Source organism: Pseudomonas trivialis (genome assembly GCF_001439805.1).
Lineage (GTDB): Bacteria > Pseudomonadota > Gammaproteobacteria > Pseudomonadales > Pseudomonadaceae > Aquipseudomonas > Aquipseudomonas trivialis.
Map to the genome: position 1 here is coordinate 166921 of NZ_JYLK01000005.1, position 16821 is coordinate 183741.

The window sequence follows — 16821 nt, forward strand, 5'->3', positions numbered from 1 at the left end:
ATTAGCGGGCGCGCTGAACGAAGTCGCGAATCCGCTCCGCCGCTTCCACGCACTCGGCCAGCGGCGCAACCAGCGCCAGGCGTACGCGGCCGGCGCCAGGGTTTACGCCGTCCACTTCCCGCGACAGGTATGAGCCCGGCACCACGGTCACATGCTCTTGCACAAATAAGTCGCGGCAGAACGCGGCATCGTCACCCTGCACATTCGGCCACAGGTAGAAGCCGCCGTCCGGGTGTTGCACGTCCAGTACCGGCTTGAGGATGGCCAGCACGGCGTCGAACTTCTCGCGATACAGGTCACGGTTGGCCTGCACATGGGCTTCATCCTGCCAGGCCGCAATGCTGGCCAGTTGGGTCTGCACCGGCATCGCGCAGCCGTGGTAGGTGCGGTACAGCAGAAAGGCCTTGAGGATATCGGCGTCGCCCGCCACGAACCCGGAACGCAGGCCCGGCAGGTTGGAGCGCTTGGACAGGCTGTGGAACACCACGCAACGCTTGAAATCCTGACGGCCCAGCTCGACGCAGGCGCTGAGCAGACCCGGCGGCGGGGTGTGTTCGTCGAAGTAGAGTTCGCTGTAGCACTCGTCGGCGGCGATGACGAAGTCGTACTCGTCGGCCAAGGCGATGAGTTTTTTCAGGGTGTCGACCGGGATGAGTGCGCCGGTTGGGTTGCCGGGGGAGCACAGGAAGAGGATCTGGCAGCGTTTCCAGATATCCGGTGACACCGCATCGAAATCCGGGTTGAAGCCGTTTTCATCCAGGCACGGCAGGTAATGCGGCTTGGCTCCGGCGAGGAACGCAGCGCCTTCGTAGATCTGGTAGAACGGGTTCGGGCTGACCACCAGGGCATCGTCGCTGCGATTGACCACGGTCTGGGTAAAGGCGAACAGCGCCTCGCGGGTGCCGTTGACCGGCAGAATATTACGCGCCGGATCCAGCCAGCCCTTGGGCACAGTGAAGCGACGTTCGCACCAGGCACCGATGGCTTCGCGCAGCGCTGGGATGCCCAGGGTGGTTGGGTACACCGCCATCTGGTCGAGGTTGTTGCTCAGTGCCTCGGCGACGAAGGCGGGCGAAGTGTGCTTGGGTTCGCCGATGGACAGGGCAATCGGACGCTTGTCCGGGTTTGGCGTGACGCTGCCGAGCAGCGCGCGCAGTTTCTCGAATGGATAGGGCTGCAGCTGGTTCAGGGCGTTGTTCATTGCAAGTCTCGTCAAATTCAGTTGTCGGCACGCGGTCTGGTTGCCTGGGAACATCCACTGCTATCGGGAGCAAGCCCCCTCCCACATGATCCCGGCATGGCTCAAATAGTCAGGCGGGTCAAATCAACGCCGGGCTCCTGAGTCACGCTCAATTGCTGCACGATCGCCGCCTGCAGGCGCAGGCACAGTTCCGGATCGGACAGCGGCTGGTTGTCGGCGTCGGTAATAAAGAACACGTCTTCCACGCGCTCGCCGAGCGTTGCGATCTTGGCATTTTGCAGTGACAGATCGAATTCCAGAAAAATTCCGCCGATGCGCGCCAGCAGGCCGGGGCGGTCGGGCGCGCTGAGTTCCAGCACGGTGACCGGGCGCTGGGCATCGTTGGAGATGGTGACCTGGGGCGCAAAGGCAAAATGCTTGAGCTGGCGCGGCACCCGGCGCTGGATGATGGTCGGGTAATCGTCCGGGTTGCGCAGGGCGTCGGTCAGGCCATCGCGGATCTTCTTCACCCGCGCCGGGTTGTCACCGATGGACTCGCCTTCGGTGTCGAGCACGATGTAGGTGTCGAGGGTGAACTGGCTGCTGGAGGTGATCACCCGGGCGTCATGGATGTTCAGGTTGAGCTGGTCCATGGCCGCCACGGTTACCGCGAAGAAGTCATGCTGGTCGGGCGCATAGATGAAGATCTGCGTGCCGCCCTCGAATTCGCGCTGGGTGGTTTCCTTGATCAGCACCAGCGGGCCGCCATCGGCCGGCTGCTGCAGGATCGCGTCGGTGTGCCAGGCCACATCGCCGGCGGTGTGGCGCAGGAAGTAATCGTCGCCCAGTTGCGACCACAGTTGCTCGACGTCGTCCGGGTCGTTGCCGCCGCGCACCAGAATATCCAGGGCCGCGCTCTGCGTGCGACGGATCTGCTCTTCACGGTCCACCGGGTTTTCCAGGCCGCGGCGCAGGGCGCGCTTGGTCTCGGTGTACAACTGGCGCAGCAGGCTGGCGCGCCAGGAGTTCCACAGCGTCGGGTTGGTGGCGTTGATGTCGGAGACGGTCAACACGTACAGGTAGTCGAGGTGGGTTTCATCGCCGACGATCTGCGCGAAGTCGTGGATCACCTGTGGGTCGGACAAGTCCTTGCGCTGGGCGGTGGTCGACATCACCAGGTGGTTCTGCACCAGCCACACGATCAGGCGGCTGTCCCACAGCGGCAGCTGGTGGCGCTGGCAGAACGCTTCGGCATCGACCGCGCCGATTTCCGAGTGATCGCCATGCCGGCCCTTGCCGATGTCGTGGTACAGGCCGGCGAGGTAGATCAGTTCCGGCTTGGGCAGCTTGGCCATGAGCTTGCTGGCCAGCGGAAATTTCTCCGACACCTGGGTGTACTGCAACTTGCGCAAATGCTTGATCAGGTTGAGGGTGTGGGCATCGACGGTGTAGATGTGGAACAGGTCGTGCTGCATCTGCCCGACAATAAAGCCGAATTCCGGCAGGTAGCGCCCGAGGATGCCGTAGCGGTTCATCCGCCGCAGGTTGCGATGGATGCCGATCCGGCACTTGAACAGCTCGATGAACAGGCTGGTGTTGCGAATGTCGTTACGAAACTCGTCATCGATCAGGTGACGGTTTTCCCGCAGCAGGCGAATCGTGTCGGCGCGCACGCCTTTGATCTCCGGCTGCTGGGCCATCAACACAAAGATTTCGAGCATGGCGAACGGGGTGCGGCTGAACACGTTGTCGTTGCGGGCTTCGATGTAGCCGTCGTGCAACTGGAAGCGCGAGTTGATGGGTTGCGGCGGCGCCTCATCCTCGGGCGCGAGGATCACTTCTTCGAAGTGCTGGATGATCAGGTCGCTGAGCTGGGCAATGCTCATCACCACCCGGTAATACTGCTGCATGAAGCTTTCGATGCTGGTCTTTGCGTCTTCGCCCTCGAAGCCGAGCAGGGTGGCGATGGAGCGCTGGTGGTCGAACAGCAGGCGGTCTTCCGAGCGCCCGGCGAGCATGTGCAGCGCGTAGCGAACCTTCCACAAAAATTCCTGGGACGACGCCAGCAGCGCGTTTTCGCTCTCGACCAGGAAACCTTCGCCAGCCAGGGCGCGCAGGTTCAGGGTGCCGTACTGGCGCCGCGCTACCCACAAAATCGTCTGGATATCCCGCAGCCCGCCCGGCGAGCCTTTGACGTTGGGCTCAAGGTTGTATTCGGTGTCGTTGTACTTGTGGTGCCGGGCTTTCTGCTCGGCGCGCTTGGCCAGGAAGAACTCCTTGCTCGGCCACATGTGCGCGGTGCTGGTGACTTCCAGCATGCGCTGGCGCAGACGCTCGGGGCCGGCGATGGTGCGGCTTTCCATCAGGTTGGTGATGACCGTCAGGTCGGCTCGGGCCTCTTCGGCGCATTCGGCCACCGAGCGCACGCTCTGACCGACTTCCAGGCCGATATCCCACAACAGGGTAAGAAAGCGCTCGATGGAATCGCGAAAGATCTCATGGTCGTCGCTGTCCAGCAGGATCAGCAGGTCGATGTCGGAGTAGGGATGCAGTTCGCCGCGACCATAGCCGCCGACCGCCACCAGGGCGATGTCCGCCTCGCGGCTCCAACTGAACTGCTCCCAGGCCTTTTGCAGGAGGTTGTCGACGAACCAGGCGCGGTCTTCGATCAGTCGACGAATGTCCCGGCCGCTGCGAAAGCGCGCATCAAGCACTTCGCGGGCCTGGCGGATGGCCTTCTTGAACGCGGCGATGGGGCTCGCCTTCAGGGCCAGCTCAGCCTGGAACTGGCCACGGTCGAAGAGTTCGGGATCCACCTGGGGCATCGATCGGCTTTCCTTTCTATCTATTTAAGTTGCACGCAACGTGGGAAAACCAGCGCAAGCCTTATGGCGATACGCGTGCAATCGTGTCGTCGGCGCGCAGGGTGAAGATCTCGTAGCCGGTCTCGGTGACGAGCAGGGTGTGTTCCCACTGGGCCGAAAGCTTGCGGTCCTTGGTGATGGCAGTCCAGCCGTCGCCCAGCACCTTGGTGTCGGCCTTGCCCTGATTGATCATCGGTTCGATGGTGAAGGTCATGCCTGCCTTGAGTTCCATGCCAGTGCCGGCGCGGCCGTAGTGCAGGATCTGCGGCTCTTCGTGAAATACAGTGCCGATGCCGTGGCCGCAGAATTCACGGACCACGGAGAAGCCGTTCTTTTCGGCGTGCTTCTGGATCACTTCACCGATGTCGCCCAAGCGGCAGCCGGGTTTGACGATTTCAATGGCCTTGTACATGCATTCCTGGGTCACCTGGGACAGGCGTTCGGCCCAGACCGGCACGTTGCCGACATGAAACATGCGGCTGGTGTCGCCGAAATAGCGGTCCTTGATCACCGTAACGTCGATGTTCAGGGTGTCGCCGTCCTTCAGCGGCTTGTCGCACGGGATGCCATGGCACACCACATGGTTGACCGAGGTGCAGATCGACTTGGGGAAACCCTTGTAGTTGAGCGGCGCGGGGATGGCGCCCTGCACATTGACGATGTAGTCGTGGCAGATCTGGTTCAGGGTTTCGGTGGTGACGCCGGGCTTGACGTGTTCGGCAATCATTTCCAGCACGTCCGCGGCCAGCTTGCCGGCGATGCGCATGCCGGCGATGTCTTCGGCGGTTTTCAAACTAACGGTCATACAGGCTCTCTCTAGCGCAACGCGCTGAAATCAATACGGTTCAAGGGCGTGCGATAAAAGGTTACAGACTCCGCACAAGCCGCAAAAAACGCGATTCTATCAGACGCGGGCGGCAAATCATGAGCCCCTGATGATCGCTTCTGTCTATAAGGTGGGGCTAAATTGGCTCTATTCAAAGGGTTGCGTTCGCGGGGCGCGGGCCAGATGTGATTTCGAGTTCCGTTTTCGTCTTCGCCGTGGTATAAAATGCGCCGCTTTCCGGGGATACCCCGCAAAGCTTAAATCCACACACGTGTCGACACGATGACCTGGGTGCCGGGGGCCTTGATGCCGCTGGTTGGTCATTGGGATACGTGGAGGCCAAACCCGACTTATCAAGGAACTATCATGTCCCAAGTCAACATGCGCGATATGCTGAAGGCCGGTGTGCACTTCGGTCACCAGACCCGTTACTGGAACCCGAAAATGGGCAAGTACATTTTCGGCGCACGTAACAAGATTCACATTATCAACCTTGAAAAAACCCTGCCGATGTTCAACGAAGCACTGACCTTCGTAGAGCGCCTGGCCCAGGGCAAAAACAAGATTCTGTTCGTCGGCACCAAGCGTTCCGCCGGCAAGATCGTTGCTGAAGAAGCAGCACGTTGCGGTTCGCCGTACGTCGATCACCGCTGGTTGGGCGGCATGCTGACCAACTTCAAAACCATCCGTGCTTCCATCAAGCGTCTGCGTGACCTTGAAGTGCAAGCCGAAGACGGTACGTTCGCCAAGCTGACCAAGAAAGAGGCGCTGATGCGCACTCGCGACCTGGAAAAGCTCGATCGTTCCCTGGGTGGCATCAAGGACATGGGCGGCCTGCCTGACGCACTGTTCGTGATCGACGTTGATCACGAGCGCATCGCGATCACCGAAGCCAACAAGCTGGGCATCCCGGTTATCGGCGTTGTCGATACCAACAGCAGCCCGGAAGGCGTTGACTACATCATCCCGGGCAACGATGACGCAATCCGCGCTATCCAGCTGTACATGGGTTCGATGGCCGATGCTGTTATCCGTGGTCGCAACCACGTTGCTGGTGGCACCGAGCAGTTCGTTGAAGAAGCTCCGGTAGCCGCAGCTGAGTAATTGACGCCCTGGCGTTGACTCAGTAAGCAAAAAGGGGGCTTGGCCCCCTTTTTGCCCCCTCGGAAACCGTTTGTCGGTAGCGCAGCTACATGCCTGTAACGTGCAGCGGCCTGCAACGATGATCCGGGAAGAATTGATCCCCCGTTCGATCGGGTGGAATGGTTGAAAACCTATCCAAGAGGAATTTGAAAATGGCAGCAATTACTGCAGCGTTGGTTAAAGAACTGCGTGAGCGTACTGGCGAAGGCATGATGGATTGCAAGAAAGCCCTGGAAAAGGCTGACGGCGACATCGAAAAAGCCATTGATGACATGCGTGCGTCCGGCGCCATCAAGGCTGCCAAGAAAGCAGGCAACGTGGCTGCTGAAGGCGCGATCGCTCTGAAGGAAGACGGCAAATCCGCCGTGTTGCTGGAAGTGAACTCGCAGACCGACTTCCTGGCCCTGCAGGACGACTTCAAGGCATTTGTTGCTGCCAGCGTTGAAAAAGCGTTCGCCGACAAACTGACTGATGTCGCTCCGCTGATCGAAGCTCAGGAAGCGGATCGTCTGGTACTGGTCGGCAAGGTTGGCGAAAACGTCAACATCCGTCGCCTGGTTCGCGTTGAAGGTGATGTTGTCGGTGGTTACCTGCACGGCAACAAGATCGGTGTTGCCGTTGTGCTCAAAGGGGGCAATGTTGAGCTGGCCAAGGATATCGCTATGCACGTAGCGGCCAGCAACCCTGAGTTCCTGCTGCCTTCGGAAGTTTCTGCCGAAGCCATCGAGCGTGAAAAAGCTGTGTTCCTGCAGCTGAACGAAGAAAAAATCAAAGGCAAGCCGGAAAACATTGTTGAGAACATGGTCAAAGGCCGTATCAGCAAGTTCCTGGCCGAAGCAAGCCTGGTTGAGCAGGCGTTCGTCAAAAACCCTGAAATCAAGGTTGGCGAGCTGGCCAAGAAAGCCGGCGCCGAAATCGTTTCCTTCACTTACTTCAAGGTAGGCGAAGGCATCGAGAAGCCGGTCGACAACTTCGCTGAAGAAGTTGCTGCCCAGCTGGCTGCCGCCAAGCAATAAGACAGGTTTCAACTGTCGCCCGAAAGAGGCTGCCCGCTCACGCGCGCAGCCTCTTTTCAAATGGGCAGCCGATTTAATTTGGCTTCCCTTCGGAACTGGCTTACAAAGCCGTGTTCCGATGGCGCTGTGACAGCGTCCAGCTAGAGTGAACGCAAGCCGTAAACGGCTCGCCAAGAATTTTTAAAAAATACGCCGCAGGAGAGATTCGCAATGGCTCAGCAGGGCAGTGGTTATCAGGCTCGCTATAAACGCATTCTACTCAAGCTCAGCGGCGAGGCCCTGATGGGCTCGGAAGAGTTCGGGATCGATCCCAAAGTGCTTGACCGCATGGCGCTGGAAGTCGGCCAACTGGTTGGCATCGGTGTGCAGGTCGGCCTGGTGATCGGCGGCGGCAACCTGTTCCGCGGTGCGGCGCTGAGCGCGGCCGGCATGGATCGGGTGACCGGCGATCACATGGGCATGCTGGCCACTGTGATGAACGCCCTGGCCATGCGTGACGCGCTGGAGCGTGCCAATATCTCGGCCATCGTGATGTCGGCTATTTCCATGGTGGGTGTGACCGATCACTATGATCGCCGCAAAGCCATGCGCCATCTCAATTCCAAAGAGGTGGTGATCTTCGCCGCCGGCACTGGTAACCCGTTCTTCACCACCGATTCGGCGGCGTGCCTGCGTGCCATCGAAATCGATGCCGACGTGGTGCTCAAGGCCACCAAGGTGGATGGTGTGTACACCGCAGACCCATTCAAAGACCCGCATGCCGAGAAGTTCGATCATCTGACCTACGATGAAGTGCTGGATCGCAAGCTGGGCGTGATGGACCTGACGGCTATTTGCCTGTGCCGCGACCACAAAATGCCGCTGCGCGTATTTAACATGAACAAGCCCGGTGCCCTGCTGAACATCGTACATGGCGGCGCGGAAGGGACTCTGATCGAGGAAGGCCAACAATGATCAATGAAATCAAGAAAGGCGCTCAAGAGCGTATGCAGAAATCCCTGGACTCCCTGAACCATGCATTTGGTCAGATTCGTACAGGCAAGGCTCACCCAAGCATTCTGGGCAGCGTGATGGTGCCGTACTACGGCACAGACACCTCCATCACCCAGGTGGCCAACATCACTGTAAAGGACTCGCGCACCCTGCAGGTCGTGGCATTTGAGCGCAATATGCTCGGCGCCGTCGACAAGGCCATCCAGAGCGCCGGCCTGAACCTCAACCCGACCAACCTGGGTGAGCTGCTGCTGATCTCCATGCCGGCGCTGACCGAAGAGACCCGCAAGGGCTTCACCAAGCAGGCGCGCAGCGCGGCCGAAGATGCGCGCGTTGCCGTGCGTAACATCCGTCGCGATGCCTTGGGTGATCTGAAGAAGCTGGTCAAGGACAAGGAAATCAGCGAGGACGAAGAACGTCGTGCCGTTGCCGATATCGACAAGCTGACCAAGGATGCCGAGGCGCAGATCACCAAGGCGACCGACGAGAAAGAAAAGGACCTGATGGCCGTATAAGGGGTCAGGACGCCTTCATGGAAAAGACCAAGCAGACTGTGCCCTCCGTGGTGCCGCGCCATGTCGCGATCATCATGGATGGGAATAATCGCTGGGCGAAGAAGCGCTTTATGCCGGGCGTTGCCGGGCATAAAGCGGGTGTCGACGCGGTACGGGCGGTGATTGAGGTGTGTGCCGAGGCCAAGGTCGAGGTGCTCACGCTGTTTGCCTTCTCCAGTGAGAACTGGCAGCGTCCGGCCGATGAGGTCAGTGCCTTGATGGACCTGTTCTTCAAGGCCCTGCGTCGCGAAGCCAAGCGCCTCAATGACAACAACATCAGCCTGCGTATCATTGGTGACCGCTCGCGCTTCCATCCGGAGCTGCAGACCGCCATGCGCGAGGCCGAGGCGATCACCGCCGGGGCTGACCGCTTTGTGCTGCAGATTGCCGCCAACTATGGTGGTCAGTGGGACATCGCTCAGGCTGCGCAGCGACTGGCCAGAGAAGTGCAGGCCGGTCACTTGCAACCGGAAGACATCACGCCCGAGTTGTTGCAAACCTGCCTGGTGACCGGTGACCTGCCGTTGCCGGACTTGTGCATTCGCACCGGTGGCGAACACCGCATCAGCAACTTCCTGCTGTGGCAGCTGGCTTATACCGAGCTGTATTTCTCCGACCTGTTCTGGCCGGACTTCAAACACGATGCCATGCGCAAAGCGCTGGCTGATTTCGCTTCCCGTCAGCGTCGCTTCGGTAAAACGAGCGAGCAGATCGAAGCTGGAGCCCGGGTTTAAATGCTTAAACAACGAATCATCACGGCACTGATCCTGCTGCCCATCGCGCTGTGCGGGTTTTTCCTGCTCGACGGTTCCGGCTTTGCGCTGTTTATTGGTCTGGTCGTGACGCTGGGCGCCTGGGAATGGGCGCGTCTGGCGGGTTTCACCAGGCAGTTGCCACGTGTGGTCTACGCCGCTGTGGTGGCAGTGCTGCTGTTCCTGATGTACATCCTGCCGGACGTCGCACCCTGGGTGCTGGGCGCGGCGGTGCTGTGGTGGGCGATGGCGACATTCCTCGTGCTGACCTACCCGCGCACCAGCGGCCACTGGTCCAGCGTTGCCTGCAAATTGGTGATCGGCCTGCTGATTCTGCTGCCGGCCTGGCAAGGGCTGGTGGAGATCAAGCGTTTCCCGATGGGTAACCAATTGATCCTGGCGGTGATGGTGCTGGTCTGGGGGGCGGACATTGGCGCGTACTTTTCCGGCCGTGCCTTCGGCAAGCGCAAGCTCGCTCCGGCCGTCAGCCCCGGTAAAAGCTGGGAGGGCGTGTACGGCGGGCTCGCGTTGACGCTGCTGATCACGCTGGTAGTCGGGATTGTGCGCGACTGGTCACTGAAGGAAATTCTCCTGGGGCTGGTGGGCACAGCGATCGTGGTGTTTATTTCGGTGGTGGGTGACCTCACCGAAAGCATGTTCAAGCGCCAGGCCGGGATCAAGGACAGCAGCAACCTGCTGCCGGGCCACGGCGGCGTGCTGGACCGTATCGACAGTCTCACCGCTGCCATTCCGATCTTTGCCGTGCTGTTGTGGATGATCGCTTCGTGAGTCGTGCGCAACAGGTAACGGTGCTGGGTGCTACGGGTTCGATAGGGCTGAGCACCCTGGATGTGATTGCGCGGCATCCTGAGCGTTATCAGGTGTTCGCCCTTACGGGCTTCACGCGCGTGAAGGAATTGCTGGCGCTGTGCGTGCGCCATGTGCCGCGCTTTGCCGTGGTGCCCGAGGCGACGGCTGCGCGGGGCTTGCAGGATGATCTGCGCGCTGCCGGGCTGGCCACTCGGGTGCTGGTGGGCGAGGAGGGGTTGTGCCAGGTGTCAGCGGACGCCGAAGTCGACACGGTGGTGGCTGCCATCGTCGGTGCCGCCGGCCTGCGTCCGACGTTGGCTGCGGTAGACGCCGGCAAGAAAATTCTGCTGGCCAATAAAGAGGCGCTGGTAATGTCCGGCGCGCTCTTTATGCAGGCGGTGCGCAAGAGCGGGGCGGTGCTACTGCCTCTGGACAGCGAACACAACGCTATTTTCCAGTGCATGCCCGGCGATTTCGCCCGTGGCCTCAAGCAGGTGGGCGTGCGTCGGATTCTGCTGACCGCCTCCGGTGGGCCCTTTCGGCAAACCCCGCTGGCGCAGCTGGAGCATGTATCGCCGGAGCAGGCGTGCGCCCATCCCAATTGGTCCATGGGTCGCAAGATTTCCGTCGATTCGGCCAGCATGATGAACAAGGGGCTGGAGCTGATCGAGGCGTGCTGGCTGTTCGATGCGCGGCCGGAACAGGTCGAGGTAGTGATCCATCCGCAAAGTGTGATTCATTCCCTGGTCGACTATGTGGACGGTTCGGTGCTGGCGCAGTTGGGTAACCCCGACATGCGCACGCCCATCGCCAACGCTCTGGCCTGGCCGGAGCGGATTGATTCCGGGGTCGCGCCTCTGGACTTGTTCGCCATTGCCCGCCTGGATTTCGAAGCACCGGACGAGCAGCGCTTTCCGTGCCTGCGTCTGGCGCGCCAGGCGGCAGACGCAGGCAACAGCGCACCGGCGATGCTCAATGCGGCCAATGAAGTGGCGGTGGCGGCGTTTCTCGAACGGCGCATCCGCTTTCCGCAGATCGCGAGTATCATCGATGACGTCCTGAACCTTGAGCCGATAGTGGCCGTGAATGAGTTGGCGGCGGTGTTTGAGGCTGATACAAAGGCGCGAGCCCTGGCCGAGCAATGGCTGAACCGCAACGCGCGTTAGTCGGCGGGCATGTGTGAGCCTGCGGGCACTGGATTGGAATGCGGAGAAATTAGATGAGTGCGCTTTACATGATTGTCGGCACCCTGGTTGCTCTGGGTGTGCTGGTTACCTTCCACGAATTCGGCCACTTCTGGGTGGCACGCCGTTGTGGCGTGAAGGTGCTGCGCTTTTCCGTCGGCTTCGGTATGCCGCTGGTGCGCTGGCACGACCGCCAGGGCACCGAATTCGTGATCGCAGCCATTCCGCTGGGTGGTTACGTCAAGATGCTCGATGAGCGCGAAGGCGAAGTGCCCGCTGATCAGTTGGACCAGTCCTTCAATCGCAAGACCGTTCGTCAGCGTATCGCCATTGTTGCCGCAGGCCCAATCGCCAACTTCCTGCTGGCCATGGTGTTCTTCTGGGTATTGGCCATGCTGGGCAGCCAGCAGGTGCGTCCAGTTATCGGCGCGGTCGAGGCGGACAGCATCGCGGCCAGGGCCGGTCTGACGGCGGGGCAGGAAATCATTTCCATTGATGGCGAGCCGACCACGGGTTGGGGCGCGGTCAATTTGCAGTTGGTGCGCCGCCTGGGTGAGAGCGGTACCGTCAAGGTGGTGGTGCGCGAGCAGGACTCCAGCGCCGAAACCCCGCGTGCACTGGCGCTTGACCATTGGCTCAAGGGTGCTGACGAGCCGGATCCAATCAAATCCCTGGGTATCCGGCCATGGCGTCCATCGTTGCCGCCGGTGCTCGCCGAGCTGGATCCGAAAGGTCCGGCCCAGGCCGCAGGTCTGAAAACCGGCGACCGCCTGCTGGCGCTCGATGGCCAGCCGCTGAATGATTGGCAGCAGGTGGTCGACCTGGTGCGTGTACGTCCTGACAGCAAAATTGTGCTGAAAGTCGAGCGCGATGCCGCGCAAATCGACATCCCCGTGACCTTGTCGGTTCGTGGCGAAGCCAAGGCGGCCGGGGGTTACCTGGGGGCCGGAGTGAAAAGCCCGGAGTGGCCGCCGTCGATGGTGCGCGAGGTCAGCTTCGGGCCGTTGGATGCGATTGGCGAGGGCGCGAAACGTACCTGGACCATGAGTGTGCTGACCCTGGAGTCCCTCAAGAAAATGTTGTTCGGCGAGCTCTCGGTAAAAAACTTGAGTGGACCGATAACCATTGCTAAAGTGGCGGGCGCTTCTGCCCAGTCGGGTGTCGCGGATTTCCTGAATTTCCTGGCTTATCTGAGTATCAGCCTTGGAGTTCTGAATTTGTTGCCCATCCCTGTACTGGATGGGGGGCATCTGTTGTTTTATCTGGTCGAGTGGGTGCGTGGTCGCCCCTTGTCGGATCGGGTGCAGGGTTGGGGGATACAGATCGGTATCAGTTTGGTGGTTGGGGTGATGTTGTTAGCCCTGGTCAACGATCTGGGTCGTCTGTAACGCTTCGCTGAATTGCGAATCTGCCGCATTTTGCGGCAGTTTGTTTATTGCCAGTTGGAATAAGAAAGGACTTCATGAAACGTCTGCTGCTAACTGCGGTTCTCACCGTATTGATGATCGCCGAAGTTCACGCCGAGTCCTTCACTATCTCCGATATTCGCGTCAACGGCCTCCAGCGGGTTTCCGCGGGTAGCGTCTTTGGTGCCTTGCCGTTGAACGTCGGGGAACAGGCGGATGATCGTCGCCTGGTGGAATCCACTCGTGCGCTGTTCAAAACCGGTTTCTTTCAAGACATCCAACTGGGTCGCGAAGGTAACGTCCTGGTCATCACCGTCGTCGAGCGACCTTCCGTCGCCAGTATCGAGATCGAAGGCAACAAGGCGATCTCCACTGAAGACCTGATGAAGGGCCTCAAGCAATCGGGCCTGGCCGAGGGCGAAATCTTCCAGCGTGCGACGCTTGAAGGTGTGCGTAACGAGCTGCAACGTCAGTACGTTGCCCAGGGTCGTTACTCGGCCACCGTCGAGACCGAAGTGGTGCCGCAGCCGCGTAACCGTGTCGGCCTCAAGGTCAACATCAACGAAGGCACCGTGGCCGCCATTCAGCACATCAACGTGGTGGGCAACACCAAGTTTGATGATGACGAGCTGGTCGGCCTGTTCGAGCTCAAGACCACCAACTGGCTGTCGTTCTTCAAGAACGATGACAAGTACGCCCGTGAAAAACTCTCCGGTGACCTGGAGCGTCTGCGTTCCTTCTACCTGGACCGTGGCTATATCAACATGGATATCGCCTCGACTCAGGTGTCCATCACCCCGGACAAGAAACATGTGTACATCACCGTCAACGTCAATGAAGGTGAGAAGTACAAGGTTCGTGACGTCAAGCTGAGCGGCGACCTTAAAGTCCCTGAAGATCAGGTCAAGTCCCTGTTGCTGGTGCAGAAAGACCAGGTGTTCTCGCGCAAGCTGATGACCACCACGTCCGAACTGATCACCCGTCGCCTGGGCAACGAAGGCTATACCTTCGCCAACGTCAACGGCGTGCCGACCCCCCATGACGAAGATCACACCGTGGACATCACCTTCGTGGTCGATCCCGGCAAGCGTGCCTACGTCAACCGCATCAACTTCCGTGGCAACACCAAGTCCGCCGACGAAGTGCTGCGCCGTGAGATGCGCCAGATGGAAGGTGGCTGGGCGTCGACCTACCTCATCGACCAGTCCAAGACCCGTCTTGAGCGCCTGGGCTTCTTCAAGGAAGTCAACGTCGAGACTCCGGCCGTACCGGGTGTTGATGACCAGGTTGACGTGAACTACGCCGTCGAGGAACAGGCTTCGGGTTCGATCACCGCCAGCGTCGGCTTTGCACAGAGTGCCGGCCTGATCCTTGGTGGCTCGATCACCCAGAACAACTTCCTCGGTACCGGTAACCGTGTCTCCATCGGCCTGACCCGAAGTGAATACCAGAGCCGCTATAACTTTGGTTATACCGACCCCTACTGGACGGCTGACGGTGTGAGCCTGGGCTATAACGCCTTCTACCGCACCACCGACTACAAAGACCTCGATGTCGACGTGGCAAGCTATGCGATCGACAGCCTGGGTGCCGGCGTCAACATCGGTTATCCGATCAGTGAGACTTCGCGTCTGACCTTCGGCCTCACCGCGCAGCAGGATGAGATCAAGACCGGTGTGTTCACTGTGGACGAGATCTTTGACTTCACCCGTCGTGAAGGCGACAAGTTCGTGAACTTCAAGGCGTCTGCCGGCTGGTCCGAATCGACCCTGAACAAAGGTGTGCTGGCAACCCGTGGCCATTCCCAGAGCCTGACTGCGGAAGTCACCACGCCGGGCAGCGACTTGTCGTTCTTCAAGCTCGATTACCGCGGTCAGTTGTTCCAGCCGTTGACCGATAACTACACTCTGCGCCTGCACACCGAGCTGGGCTATGGCGACGGTTACGGTTCGACCAATGGTCTGCCGTTCTATGAGAACTATTACGCGGGTGGTTTCAACTCGGTACGTGGCTTCAAGGACAGCACGCTGGGTCCTCGTGGTACGCCGAGCCGTGGTTTTGCAAGGACCGGGAACGTCGGGACTCAACCGGATTCGGACAACGACCCACTGCCGTTCGGTGGTAACGTGCTGATCCAGGGTGGCGCGGAAGTCCTGTTCCCACTGCCGTTCGTGAAAGACCAGCGGTCGTTGCGCACGTCGGTTTTCTGGGACGTGGGTAACGTGTTCGACTCCAAGTGCGATCAGATCACCAACCCGAGTGGCTTGAAGTCCAACACTCAGTGCAACGACGTGAGCCTCAGCAATCTGGCGAGCTCCGTGGGTGTGGGTGTGACCTGGGTGACTGCGCTTGGCCCTTTGAGCTTTGCTCTGGCCATGCCGATCAAGAAACCGGATAACGCTGAAACCCAGATTTTCCAATTCTCCCTCGGCCAGACGTTCTAAGCGTCTGACCCAAGATAACGACAACGGATTCTGTAGGAGTACATCGTGCGTAAGTTGACTCAATTGGTCCTGCTGGCCACCGTGCTGGTAACCACCCCGGCCTTCGCCGAAATGAAAATCGCCGTGCTGAACTATCAGATGGCGTTGCTCGAATCCGATGCGGCCAAGCGTTACGCCGTGGATGCCGAGAAAAAATTCGGTCCGCAACTGACCAAGCTCAAGACTCTGGAAAGCAGCGCCAAGGGCATCCAGGACCGCCTGGTTGCCGGTGGCGACAAGATGCAGCAGGGCGAGCGCGAGCGCCTGGAGCTTGAATTCAAGCAAAAGGCCCGTGACTATCAGTTCCAGTCCAAGGAGCTGAACGAAGCCAAGGCTGTTGCCGACCGTGAAATGCTCAAGCAGCTCAAGCCCAAACTCGACAGCGCTGTGGAAGAGGTCATCAAGAAAGGTGCCTTTGACCTGGTGTTCGAGCGCGGCGCCGTGATTGACGTCAAGCCTCAATACGACATCACCCGTCAGGTGATCGAGCGCATGAACCAGCTGAAGTAAGCCATGACCGCGACTATCAGGCTCGGCGAGTTGGCCGAGTTCCTGGGCGCCACCTTGTGTGGCTCCCCGGAGAAGGAAATCACTGGGCTAGCCACCTTGCAGGAGGCTGGCCCAGCTCAGTTGAGCTTCCTCGCAAATCCCCAATACCGTAAATACCTGGTCGACTGTCAGGCCGCAGCCGTGTTGCTGAAGGCCGCAGACGCCGAGGGTTACGTCGGGGATGCGCTGGTGGTAGCCGACCCGTACCTGTCGTACGCCAAAGCCTCGCACCTGTTCGATCCAAAACCCAGGGCAGCCGGTGGCATTCATCCGTCGGCGGTGATCGCCGAGGATGCCCAGGTTGATCCTGCGGCCAGTGTCGGCGCCTTTGCCGTGATCGAGAGCGGTGCGCGTATTGGCCCGGGCGTTACCGTTGGCGCGCATTGCTTTATCGGTGCCCGCTGTGAAATCGGTGCCGGTGGTTGGCTGGCTCCCCGTGTGACCCTGTACCACGATGTACGTATCGGACAGCGTGTGGTGATCCAGTCGGGCGCCGTAATCGGTGGCGAAGGCTTCGGTTTTGCCAACGCCAAGGGCGTCTGGCACAAGATCGCCCAGGTTGGCGGCGTATTGATCGGCGACGACGTGGAAATCGGCGTCAATACCGCGGTGGATCGCGGCGCCTTGGCCGATACCGTGATCGGTAATGGCGTGAAGCTCGACAACCAGATTCAGATTGCCCACAACGTGCAGATTGGCGATCACACCGCCATGGCGGCATGCGTGGGTATTTCCGGCAGCACCAAAATCGGCAAGCATTGCATGCTCGCCGGTGGTGTTGGGCTGGTGGGGCATATCGATATCTGTGACAACGTGTTCATTACCGGCATGACCATGGTGACCCACTCGATTACCGAGCCGGGTGCCTATTCTTCCGGTACCGCCATGCAGCCCGCAGCTGAATGGCGCAAAAGTGCAGCACGCTTGAGGCAGCTCGACGACATGGCTCGACGTCTCAAACAGCTGGAAAAGCGTGTTGGGGACGTGACCCCTGACGGTAATGCTTCATCACAAGGCTGATACCATTTCCATATCAAGTGTGCACAGCCGCTAGACTGCCT

Annotated in this window: 14 protein-coding genes; 11 read left to right on the top strand and 3 right to left on the bottom strand. The window is 59.9% G+C overall.

Going from position 1 to position 16821, the window contains the following annotated elements; genetic code table 11:
* Position 1: 1 nt before the first annotated feature.
* From dapC to map, 3 genes are all read right to left on the bottom strand, one after another.
* Positions 2–1201 (bottom strand): succinyldiaminopimelate transaminase, encoded by a 1200-nt coding sequence (dapC, locus tag TU79_RS09655; RefSeq protein ID WP_057007779.1) that lies wholly within the window; start codon positions 1199–1201, stop codon positions 2–4.
* Between the two features lie 101 nt (positions 1202–1302).
* Positions 1303–4005 carry a [protein-PII] uridylyltransferase gene (locus TU79_RS09660; RefSeq protein ID WP_057007780.1) on the bottom strand — a complete coding sequence of 901 codons (2703 nt, stop codon included), beginning with the start codon at positions 4003–4005 and terminating at the stop codon, positions 1303–1305.
* Positions 4006–4066: 61 nt separating this feature from the next.
* Positions 4067–4849 carry a type I methionyl aminopeptidase gene (gene map, locus TU79_RS09665; RefSeq protein ID WP_057007781.1) on the bottom strand — a complete coding sequence of 261 codons (783 nt, stop codon included), beginning with the start codon at positions 4847–4849 and terminating at the stop codon, positions 4067–4069.
* Positions 4850–5236: 387 nt separating this feature from the next.
* Between map and rpsB the strand changes: the two genes are divergently transcribed.
* The 11 genes from rpsB (at position 5237) to lpxD (ending at position 16780) form a co-directional block, all read left to right on the top strand.
* Positions 5237–5974 (top strand): 30S ribosomal protein S2, encoded by a 738-nt coding sequence (gene rpsB, locus TU79_RS09670; protein ID WP_003219330.1) that lies wholly within the window; start codon positions 5237–5239, stop codon positions 5972–5974.
* 191 nt (positions 5975–6165) lie between these two features.
* Positions 6166–7029: a translation elongation factor Ts gene (gene tsf, locus TU79_RS09675; protein ID WP_003231235.1), complete on the top strand. Its 864-nt coding sequence runs from the start codon at positions 6166–6168 to the stop codon at positions 7027–7029.
* 210 nt (positions 7030–7239) lie between these two features.
* A complete protein-coding gene (pyrH, locus tag TU79_RS09680) occupies positions 7240–7983 on the top strand; it encodes a UMP kinase (protein WP_003189161.1) in 744 nt (247 codons plus the stop codon).
* Positions 7980–8537 (top strand): ribosome recycling factor, encoded by a 558-nt coding sequence (gene frr, locus TU79_RS09685; protein WP_057007782.1) that lies wholly within the window; start codon positions 7980–7982, stop codon positions 8535–8537. The genes pyrH and frr overlap by 4 nt, the downstream gene beginning before the upstream one ends.
* 17 nt (positions 8538–8554) lie before the next feature.
* Positions 8555–9310 (top strand): polyprenyl diphosphate synthase, encoded by a 756-nt coding sequence (gene uppS / locus TU79_RS09690; RefSeq protein WP_057007783.1) that lies wholly within the window; start codon positions 8555–8557, stop codon positions 9308–9310.
* A complete protein-coding gene (locus tag TU79_RS09695; RefSeq protein WP_057007784.1) occupies positions 9311–10117 on the top strand; it encodes a phosphatidate cytidylyltransferase in 807 nt (268 codons plus the stop codon). It begins immediately after the preceding gene.
* On the top strand, positions 10114–11304 hold the full coding sequence (gene ispC / locus TU79_RS09700; RefSeq protein WP_057007785.1) for a 1-deoxy-D-xylulose-5-phosphate reductoisomerase: 1191 nt from the start codon (positions 10114–10116) through the stop codon (positions 11302–11304). Before TU79_RS09695 ends, ispC begins: the two co-directional genes overlap by 4 nt.
* 53 nt (positions 11305–11357) lie before the next feature.
* Positions 11358–12710 carry a sigma E protease regulator RseP gene (rseP, locus tag TU79_RS09705; protein ID WP_057007786.1) on the top strand — a complete coding sequence of 451 codons (1353 nt, stop codon included), beginning with the start codon at positions 11358–11360 and terminating at the stop codon, positions 12708–12710.
* A gap of 74 nt (positions 12711–12784) precedes the next feature.
* The gene (bamA, locus tag TU79_RS09710; protein ID WP_057007787.1) at positions 12785–15172 is read left to right on the top strand and encodes an outer membrane protein assembly factor BamA; all 2388 of its coding nucleotides are present in this window, start codon (positions 12785–12787) and stop codon (positions 15170–15172) included.
* A gap of 45 nt (positions 15173–15217) precedes the next feature.
* Complete coding sequence (locus tag TU79_RS09715; protein WP_003189173.1) at positions 15218–15721, top strand: OmpH/Skp family outer membrane protein; 504 nt, start codon at positions 15218–15220, stop codon at positions 15719–15721.
* A 3-nt stretch (positions 15722–15724) separates the two neighbouring features.
* Positions 15725–16780 carry a UDP-3-O-(3-hydroxymyristoyl)glucosamine N-acyltransferase gene (gene lpxD / locus TU79_RS09720; protein ID WP_057007788.1) on the top strand — a complete coding sequence of 352 codons (1056 nt, stop codon included), beginning with the start codon at positions 15725–15727 and terminating at the stop codon, positions 16778–16780.
* Positions 16781–16821: the final 41 nt, after the last annotated feature.

What these genes read in the sequence shown, in the direction of transcription:
- frr (WP_057007782.1), top strand. Translation starts at nt 7,980, where the DNA reads ATGATCAATGAAATCAAGAAAGGCGCTCAAGAGCGTATGCAGAAATCC.
- rseP (WP_057007786.1), top strand. Translation starts at nt 11,358, where the DNA reads ATGAGTGCGCTTTACATGATTGTCGGCACCCTGGTTGCTCTGGGTGTG.
- TU79_RS09660 (WP_057007780.1), bottom strand. Translation starts at nt 4,005, where the DNA reads ATGCCCCAGGTGGATCCCGAACTCTTCGACCGTGGCCAGTTCCAGGCT.
- uppS (WP_057007783.1), top strand. Translation starts at nt 8,555, where the DNA reads ATGGAAAAGACCAAGCAGACTGTGCCCTCCGTGGTGCCGCGCCATGTC.
- map (WP_057007781.1), bottom strand. Translation starts at nt 4,849, where the DNA reads ATGACCGTTAGTTTGAAAACCGCCGAAGACATCGCCGGCATGCGCATC.
- bamA (WP_057007787.1), top strand. Translation starts at nt 12,785, where the DNA reads ATGAAACGTCTGCTGCTAACTGCGGTTCTCACCGTATTGATGATCGCC.
- lpxD (WP_057007788.1), top strand. Translation starts at nt 15,725, where the DNA reads ATGACCGCGACTATCAGGCTCGGCGAGTTGGCCGAGTTCCTGGGCGCC.
- dapC (WP_057007779.1), bottom strand. Translation starts at nt 1,201, where the DNA reads ATGAACAACGCCCTGAACCAGCTGCAGCCCTATCCATTCGAGAAACTG.
- rpsB (WP_003219330.1), top strand. Translation starts at nt 5,237, where the DNA reads ATGTCCCAAGTCAACATGCGCGATATGCTGAAGGCCGGTGTGCACTTC.
- TU79_RS09695 (WP_057007784.1), top strand. Translation starts at nt 9,311, where the DNA reads ATGCTTAAACAACGAATCATCACGGCACTGATCCTGCTGCCCATCGCG.
- pyrH (WP_003189161.1), top strand. Translation starts at nt 7,240, where the DNA reads ATGGCTCAGCAGGGCAGTGGTTATCAGGCTCGCTATAAACGCATTCTA.
- tsf (WP_003231235.1), top strand. Translation starts at nt 6,166, where the DNA reads ATGGCAGCAATTACTGCAGCGTTGGTTAAAGAACTGCGTGAGCGTACT.